5 protein-coding genes and 2 tRNA genes are annotated in these 6,446 nt (G+C 44.9%); all 7 read right to left on the minus strand.

Features of this window, described 5'->3' with window-relative positions; all coding sequences use genetic code 11:
• Window positions 1-7: 7 nt before the first annotated feature.
• On the minus strand, window positions 8-1,402 hold the full coding sequence (gene radA / locus JCM19039_RS16890; RefSeq protein WP_042429397.1) for a DNA repair protein RadA: 1,395 nt from the start codon (window positions 1,400-1,402) through the stop codon (window positions 8-10).
• Between the two features lie 85 nt (window positions 1,403-1,487).
• The gene (clpC, locus tag JCM19039_RS16895; protein ID WP_042429398.1) at window positions 1,488-3,953 is read right to left on the minus strand and encodes an ATP-dependent protease ATP-binding subunit ClpC; all 2,466 of its coding nucleotides are present in this window, start codon (window positions 3,951-3,953) and stop codon (window positions 1,488-1,490) included.
• A 17-nt stretch (window positions 3,954-3,970) separates the two neighbouring features.
• Window positions 3,971-5,038, minus strand: coding sequence for a protein arginine kinase (locus JCM19039_RS16900; RefSeq protein ID WP_042429403.1), 1,068 nt, complete (start codon window positions 5,036-5,038; stop codon window positions 3,971-3,973).
• Complete coding sequence (locus tag JCM19039_RS28145; protein ID WP_373975939.1) at window positions 5,038-5,328, minus strand: UvrB/UvrC motif-containing protein; 291 nt, start codon at window positions 5,326-5,328, stop codon at window positions 5,038-5,040. The genes JCM19039_RS16900 and JCM19039_RS28145 overlap by 1 nt, the downstream gene beginning before the upstream one ends.
• A 280-nt stretch (window positions 5,329-5,608) precedes the next feature.
• On the minus strand, window positions 5,609-6,079 hold the full coding sequence (locus JCM19039_RS16910; protein ID WP_042429406.1) for a CtsR family transcriptional regulator: 471 nt from the start codon (window positions 6,077-6,079) through the stop codon (window positions 5,609-5,611).
• A 117-nt stretch (window positions 6,080-6,196) separates the two neighbouring features.
• A tRNA-Ala gene (locus JCM19039_RS16915) sits at window positions 6,197-6,272 on the minus strand.
• Between the two features lie 21 nt (window positions 6,273-6,293).
• A tRNA-Ile gene (locus JCM19039_RS16920) sits at window positions 6,294-6,370 on the minus strand.
• Window positions 6,371-6,446: the final 76 nt, after the last annotated feature.

Raw genomic sequence — 6,446 nt, forward strand, 5'->3', positions numbered from 1 at the left:
TTTTTAATTACCACTTTTTCGCACGTTCTCCTAACATCACATCCAATGCTTCTTCTAACGTCTGAACACCGATACACTCAATGTCTGCAGGCACTTTCCAACCGCCCAAATTCTTTGACGGTACGATGCAACGTTTAAATCCTAGCTTCGCACTTTCTTTAACGCGCTCTTGGATTCTAGATACCCTTCTTATCTCCCCAGTCAAACCCACTTCACCTATGGCCACATCTGTTGGTTGTGTCACTTCATTCCGAAAACTTGATGCAATACTAACGGCAATTCCTAAGTCGACTGCAGGTTCGTCCAACTTCACACCACCCGCAACATTAATGTACGCATCTTGATTTTGTAACAACATTCCTACACGTTTTTCAAGCACAGCCATGAGCATAGAGACACGGTTATGATCAACGCCGGTTGATGTTCGTCTCGGGTTGGCATAACTCGTCGGAGCGACGAGCGCCTGCAATTCAACGAGTACGGGGCGCGTTCCTTCAAGAGAGGCTACAACGGTCGCACCAGCTACCCCTTCTGTCCTTTCCTCCAAAAATATTTCTGAAGGGTTTAACACTTGCCGCAGCCCTTCTTCATTCATTTCAAAGATCCCAATTTCATTCGTCGAGCCAAAACGGTTTTTTACCGCTCGTAATATCCTGTACGTATGATGCCGCTCTCCTTCAAAATACAAAACAGCGTCTACCATGTGCTCCAGCATTTTCGGTCCGGCAATCGATCCTTGTTTTGTCACGTGACCAACGACAAAGACAGCAATCCCTTTTGATTTCGCCATGTTCATAAAGATGCCTGTAGACTCTCGGACTTGCGCGACACTACCCGGAGCGGATGTTATATCTGACGTTTGCATCGTCTGAATCGAGTCAATAATAACCACTTCAGGTTGAATGCTCTCCACTGCGCGGTCAATTCTTGTCGTATCCGTTTCTGTATATACGTATAAATCTTTCGCTTGAGCATGCAAACGTTCCGCACGCATCTTCGTTTGTTTCACAGATTCTTCCCCGGATATGTACAACACTTTCTTGTTATCCGCAGCTAGTATCGCTGATAACTGCAAAAGTAACGTCGACTTCCCAATACCCGGGTCACCACCGACCAACACGAGGGATCCAGGCACAATTCCTCCGCCGAGCACTCGGTTAAGTTCAGATAACTTCGTCGTCAATCGCGGTTCATCTTCTCTTGTTACTTCAGTAATCTTTTGTGGTTCATTTGTTGTTCCTGAGGCGATCGATCGAGTGTTCACTGAACCTCTTGTCGTTTTTGGTGTTTCCAGTTCCTCAACGAGTGTATTCCAGTTTTGACAACCTGGGCAGCGGCCCATCCATTTCATTGATTCGTAGCCACACTCTTGGCATACGAATTTCGTTTTTGTCTTCGCCATATTGTCCCCCTATGTAAAACGTCGCTTTTTCTATGATTGTGTTACAAAAAAAGCCGGGAGCACCCGGCTTTTTCGTGAGTCATGATTACGTAGCTTCTTGAGCTTCCTTAAGGTCAACGACAAACTCCCCATCACGATACGTAATGACTGCCGTCTCCCCTTTTTTAATTCTTCCACGTAACAGTTCTTCAGATAATCGATCTTCTACTTGCTTCTGTAGGGCACGACGTAAAGGTCGTGCACCGTACTCAGGGTCAAACCCTTCATCCGCAATTTTTTCTTTTGCTTCATCGGTGAGTACAAACGTAATCTCTTGTTCAGCCAAACGGTTTTGCAGTTCTGTAGCCATGAGCCCAACAATTTCTTTAATGTGTTTCTTCTCTAAGCTGTGGAAGACGATCGTTTCGTCTATACGGTTGAGAAATTCTGGTCTGAACGTCTTTTTCAGTTCTCCAATGACCTTATCTTTCATATCGCCGTATTTAGCGTCTTCGGTTTGTGTCGTGAACCCGACGTATTTGTTTTCCTTGAGCGCACTTGCACCGACGTTAGACGTCATGATGATCGCTGTATTTCTAAAATCAACTTTCCGTCCTTTTGAATCCGTGAGATGACCATCTTCTAACACTTGCAGTAGAATATTGAACACATCTGGGTGCGCCTTTTCAATCTCATCTAAAAGAATAACGGAATACGGCTTTTGGCGAACCTTTTCAGTCAGTTGTCCACCCTCGTCGTAACCGACGTAGCCTGGAGGTGAACCAACGAGTCGACTCGTCGAGTACTTCTCCATATACTCCGACATGTCAACGCGAAGAACCGCGTCTTCGTCACCAAACAATGTCTCGGCAACTGCACGTGCTAGTTCTGTTTTCCCGACACCTGTAGGACCTAGGAAAATAAACGAGCCGATGGGACGCTTCGGATCTTTCAAACCTGCCCTGGCACGGCGAACGGCTTTAGAGACAGCAATGACCGCTTCATCTTGACCGACGACACGGTCGTGAAGAATGTCTTCCATTTTAAGCAAACGCTCTGTTTCTTCCTCAGCAAGTTTTGTTACTGGGATTCCAGTCCAACTCGCCACTACTTCAGCAATATCATTCATGGACACTTCTGTGTTTTCTTGCCCTTGCTTTTCTTTCCACTCATCTTTGAGCTGATCCAATTCCTCACGAAGGCGCTGCTCACTATCCCGAAGAGACGCCGCCTTTTCAAATTCTTGACTTTGGACCGCTGCGTCTTTCTCTTTACGTGTCTCTTCTAGCTTTTGTTCCATATCTTTTAAGCTAGGTGGAGCCGTATATGAACGCAAACGGACTTTTGATGCTGCTTCGTCAATTAAATCAATCGCTTTATCTGGCAAGAACCGATCGGAAATGTACCGATCAGACATCTTAACAGCCTCAGAGATGGCCTCATCTGTAATCGTTACTCTGTGGTGCGCCTCGTACCGATCTCTTAATCCGAGTAAGATTTGCTCTGACTCTTCAAGTGTTGGCTCGTCAACAGTAATTGGCTGAAAACGTCGTTCTAATGCTGCATCTTTTTCGATGTACCGACGATACTCATCGAGAGTAGTCGCCCCAATGCACTGAAGCTCCCCTCTTGCAAGCGATGGCTTTAGAATATTTGAGGCATCAATCGCCCCTTCTGCACCCCCTGCGCCAATTAACGTGTGAAGTTCATCAATAAACAAGATCACATTGCCTGCTTGACGAATTTCTTCCATGACTTTTTTCAGACGATCTTCGAATTCACCCCGATATTTCGTCCCAGCGACGACGGTTCCCATATCTAATGTCATCACACGCTTACCGCGCAACGTCTCTGGAACTTCATTAGCAACAATCGCTTGTGCAAGACCTTCTGCTACAGCTGTTTTACCAACACCAGGCTCCCCAATAAGCACTGGGTTGTTTTTCGTACGTCTGGACAATACTTGAATCACACGTTGAATCTCATTTCCTCGGCCAATAACAGGATCAAGGTTTTCTTCCTTTGCAACACTTGTTAAATCACGTGCGAGGCTATCAAGGGTAGGTGTGTTCACATTGCCACCTGCAGCACCTCCGCTTTGTCCTGCACCAGCACTACTGGAAGATTCATTACTACCAAGCAGTTGTAATACTTGTTGGCGAGCTTTATTTAAACTAACACCTAGATTGTTTAATACGCGTGCAGCTACTCCCTCACCTTCTCGAATTAGACCGAGAAGAATGTGTTCAGTACCTACATAGGAGTGACCGAGCTTCCTCGCTTCATCCATCGACAGTTCAATAACCTTTTTAGCACGAGGTGTGTAGTGTGGTGTTTCTTGCGTGCTCGTGCCGTTGCCTTCAGCGCCAATCAAGTTCTCAACCTCTGTCTGCACTTTTTCTGAACCGAGATTTAACGCTTGAAGCGCCTTTGCTGCAATGCCATCACCTTCACGTAGCAAACCGAGAAGAATATGCTCCGTTCCGATATTCGTATGACCGAGTCGAACCGCTTCTTCCTGTGCTAAAGCTAATACTTTCTGTGCTCTTTCTGTAAAACGGCCAAACATCATGGTCGACCACCTCCACTTTATATGTTTTCAAGCTTCAATCGTTCTCGAATTAATGATGCCCTTCGCTCGTCACGTTGCTCTGTTGATAATGCTTTTTGAGCGTATTGCTGCAAAAACGCTGGTTGAATAAGAATCATCAAATCATTTAATACACTGCTGTCAACACCTTGAATTAGATCAAGATCAATCCCTAAACGCAAATTCGATAAATGTTGACCCGCCTCTTTTGATTCTATGATACGACTGTTCGCAAGGATACCATAAGAACGATAAACTTGATCTGCTAATTGTAATTTTTTGGACTCATACAACTTCTCACGGGCAAGTCTTTCCCGTTCAATAAGCTGAAGGACAACGCTTCGTAAGTCATCAATAATATCTGTTTCGGTTTTTCCGAGTGTCATCTGATTTGAAATTTGGAACAGGTTACCTCTTGCTTCACTGCCTTCACCGTATATGCCGCGAACGACAAGCCCGATCTGATTTACTGCTGGGATAATGCGCGAGAGTTGAGATGTCGTTACAAGCCCAGGTAAATGCATCATAACCGATGCCCTCAAGCCAGTACCCACATTCGTTGGGCAACTCGTTAAATAGCCCCTTTTCTCATCAAACGCGTAATCAACATTTGCTTCAATCCAATCGTCAATCGCATTTCCCATTTCATAGGCTTGAGTCAATTGAAGACCCGGTGATAAGCATTGAATACGCAAGTGGTCTTCTTCATTCACCATAATGCTGATGGATTCATCCTCACTTAAAACAACTGCAGCTTCGGACGATCCTTCGGCTAGCTGTGGGCTTGTTAAATGTTTCTCTACAAGTACTTGCTTTTCAATGTCGGAAGAGTCCTTCATGGAGAACCAAGACAGGTTCCCTACACCATCAAGCTCCTTGTTTGCCAATCGTTCGTGCAAATGCTTATACAGCGCTTGTGCGGCATCGTTTGATGATTTAAAAGGAAAAGGATAATCTTCCAAATTTCGAGCTAAGCGAATTCTACTGCTCAACACAATATCATCTTCGGGACCTGACTGCTTCATCCAAGGACTAATCGCCTTTGAAATAAATTGCTCTAGCGACATTATTCATCGTCCCCCTTGTCTACAGCAGATCTCAAATGCCGAATTTCATCGCGAATCATCGCTGCTTGCTCAAACTCTTCCTTTTGAATATGGCCTTGCATACTCTCTTGTAGCTTTGTTATCTTTCGCTCGTGCTCTAGTCGACCTCCTACACGTTTCGGTATTTTTCCTCTATGAACATGATTGCCACCATGAACGCGTTTTAGTATCGGTTCGAGCTTTTCTTCGAATGCTTTATAACAGTAAGAACAACCAAAGCGGCTATTTTGCACAAAAGCTTTGTATTTCAACGAGCATTTCGGGCAGGCAAGATCTGGTTTTTGCTTTTTTACCTGCGACAGATTCCCAAGTGAAGAGTTCGCTTTAATCTCACTAGGTCTAGGTTCAGCATGCCTGACAATAGATCGTGTATAGAGTAACTATTCGTTCCCGGCAACGCTTCTCCTTTTTCTTTAGCACAAAACTCACATAAGTGCTTCTCTGTCTTTTGCCCGTTTACAACCTTCGTAAATTTTAACGTTGCGCGCCGCTCTTCGCATTGCTGACAGAGCATCTGCATCCCTCCCGGCGTCAGACCTTATATTTTAAGCGATCTAACATCGCTTTTAGTACGTTCGCCCTTAGTGTGTCACGATGAACAGCAGAAGTTAATGCAAGCACTTCTCGCTGTACGACCGCCTCCATTAAAACCGCTTCACGCTTTGTCACGACTTTCTCCTCATACAGCCGATAAATGACGCTGTTAGCTGCAGACTGGTCAATGCGAGCGCCAATCAAATGGAGTAACTGATCGATGAGCTCCAAGTCATCAGAGTGAGCGACCTTTTTAATGCGGATATATCCGCCTCCACCTCTTTTACTTTCCACAATATAGCCTTTTTCAACCGTAAATCGTGTGCGAATTACATAATTTATTTGCGACGGAACACATTCAAAGTGCTTCGCTAACTCACTTCTTTTAATTTCAATTAGATTTCGTTCTTCTTCAGTTAAGATTGCTTTCAAATATTGCTCAATCACATCAGATATATTATTGCTCATATCCACACCCCCTGACCTTGACTATCTTTGACTTTAATATAATATATTTGCCGCTTTGTTGCAAGTGAACCAACACAAAAAAGACAAGCACATCTGCTTGTCTTGAATCATTATGTATGGTGGAGCCTAGCGGGATCGAACCGCTGACCTCCTGCGTGCAAAGCAGGCGCTCTCCCAGCTGAGCTAAGGCCCCATGTGTTGTTCTTAAGATAGATGGTGGGCCTGAGTGGACTCGAACCACCGACCTCACGCTTATCAGGCGTGCGCTCTAACCAGCTGAGCTACAGGCCCATCTATATTCAACGATTCATAATATTGTCCGCTGAAAACTGAATGAAAGATAGAAGCGATTTTCCTGCCCTCTCAA

This window comes from Geomicrobium sp. JCM 19039 (assembly GCF_000698145.1).
Classification (GTDB): Bacteria; Bacillota; Bacilli; order Bacillales; family Marinococcaceae; genus Geomicrobium_A.